The organism is Micromonospora globispora (assembly GCF_003857015.1).
Taxonomy (GTDB): Bacteria; Actinomycetota; Actinomycetes; order Mycobacteriales; family Micromonosporaceae; genus Micromonospora; species Micromonospora globispora.
Window position 1 is genome coordinate 1 of the sequence record NZ_QGGF01000634.1, and the last position, 2,289, is coordinate 2,289.

The following is a 2,289-nucleotide window of genomic DNA, read 5'->3' on the forward strand; positions in this document are numbered from 1 at the left end:
CGGCGCCGCCCAGGTAGCGCGGCAGGTCCTCGGTGGCGGCCCGGGCGGCGGCGACGGTCAAGGCCACGCTCCGGGCCGACCTGCTCCGCGCGGTCGGCCGACACGGCCCGGCCTGGGTCGCCGGACAGCGGGCCGGTCAGCTCGCCACCCTCGCCGGGCGCGGGCTCGACGCGCTGGACCCCTACTTCACCGGCTACCTCCCCCAGCTCGTGCTGAGCGTCACCGTGCCGCTCGCCGTGCTGGCCCGGATCGTCCTCGCCGACTGGAGTTCGGCGCTGATCATCGCGCTGACCATCCCGCTCATCCCGATCTTCGGCGCGCTGCTCGGCTGGCAGGCGCAGGCCGCCACCGAGCGGCAGTGGCGGCGGCTCGCCCTGCTCGGCGGGCACTTCCTCGACATGGTCGCCGGGCTGCCCACGCTCCGCGCGTTCGGCCGGGCGCGGGCGCAGGTCGACGTGGTCCGCCGGATGGCCGACGGCCACCGGGTGGCGACCATGAAGACGCTGCGGATCGCGTTCCTCTCCGCGCTGGTGCTGGAGCTGGTCGCCACCCTCTCGGTGGCGCTGGTCGCAGTACCGGTCGGCATCCGGCTGCTAGGCGGCGGGATCACCCTCTCCACCGCCCTGCTGGTGCTGCTGCTCACCCCGGAGGCGTACCTGCCGCTGCGGGCGGCGGGCAGCCGGTTCCACGCCAGCATGGAGGGGCTCACCGCGCTGGACGAGGCGCTCACCGTCTCGGCCGTCCCGACCGCCGCCGCCCCGACCGGCGCCGAGCTGCCGGCGCCGGACGGCCGGGGCGAGATCCGCTTCGAGTCGGTGACCGTCGAGTACGAGCGGACCACCGCGCTGCGGGACGTCACGCTGACCATCCGCCCCGGCGAACGGATCGCCGTCATCGGGCCGAGCGGCGCCGGCAAGAGCACCCTGCTCGGCCTCCTGCTCGGCTTCGTCACCCCGACCGCCGGCCGGGTCACCGTCGACGGGGTGGACCTCGCCCACGTCGACCGGGACGCCTGGCGTCGCCAGGTCGCCTGGGTGCCGCAGCGGGCACACCTCTTCGCCGCCTCGCTGGCCGACAACATCCGGCTGGGCGCGCCGGACGCCCCCGACGCCGCGCTCGCCGCGGCGGTCACCGACGCCGCGCTGGACGAGGTCGTCGCCGCCCTGCCCGACGGGCTGGCCACCGTGCTCGGCGAGCGCGGGCACGGCCTCTCCAGCGGGCAGCGGCAGCGGGTGGCGCTGGCCCGGGCGTTCCTCCGGGACGCCCCCGTGGTGCTGCTCGACGAGCCGACCGCCCGGCTGGACACCGCCAGCGAGGCGATCGTCCTGGCCGCCACCCGGCGGCTGGTCGCCGGGCGTACCGCCGTGCTGGTCGCGCACCGGCCCGCGCTGCTCGAGGACGCCGACCGGATCCTCCGCGTCGAGGACGGCCGGGTCACCGAACTGACCCCGGTGCCGGCCGGAAAGGCGGAGCGATGAGCGCGCCGGACGGCCCGCGCGGCATCACCCCGGACGGCGTCGGACCGGACGGGATCACGCCGGGCACCCGGGACACCGGCCGCCCGACCCCGGCCGAGCTCAGTCCGCCGGAACTCGCCTCGCCGGCGGCGGAGCCCGAGTCGGCCGTTGCTCCGGCTTCTGGCGGGCGCGCCAAGACCGTCAACGCACCGACCGGAGCCGGGGGCGCCGGCCGGGCCCGCGCATCCGCCGAGCGCGCGGTGCTGCGACTGGCCCGCCCGTACCTGGGGCGGCTGGTCGGCGCGGGGCTGCTCGCGTCGGCCACCGAGTTCGCCGGACTCGCCCTGATGGCCACCGCCACCTGGCTGCTGATGAGCGCCGCCGGTCGGCCGCCGCTGGACCGGTTGACCGTGGCCATCGTCGCCGTCCGGGCGCTCGCCATCAGCCGGGGCGTGTTTCGCTACACCGAACGCCTCGCCGGGCACGACGCCGTACTCCGCATGATCACCGACGTACGGGCCCGGGTCTTCGGCACCCTGGCGACCCGCCGGGACGCCGCCATCCAGCGCTCCGGGGACGCGCTGAGCCGGCTGGTGTCCGACGTGGAGGCCGTCCAGGATCTGCTGCTCCGGGTGCTGGTACCCGGGGCGGCGGCCGCGCTGGTGGCCGTTCTCGCCGTCGGCGGGGCCGCGCTGATCTCGCTCCCCGCGGCCGGCGTGCTGGCCGTTGGGCTGCTGATCGCCGGAGTCGCGCTGCCGGCGTTGGCGACCGCGCTCACCCGGCGGGCCGCCGACGAGGTGGCGCCGCTGCGCGGGGCGCTCGCGGTGGACGC

2 pseudogenes are annotated in these 2,289 nt (G+C 77.3%); both read left to right on the forward strand.

Annotated elements, in window-relative coordinates:
• Positions 1-23: 23 nt before the first annotated feature.
• A pseudogene (gene cydD, locus DKL51_RS31140) lies at positions 24-1,478 on the forward strand (thiol reductant ABC exporter subunit CydD); the annotation flags it as partial.
• Positions 1,475-2,289, forward strand: a pseudogene (locus tag DKL51_RS31145) (hypothetical protein); the annotation flags it as partial. The pseudogenes cydD and DKL51_RS31145, both read left to right, overlap by 4 nt.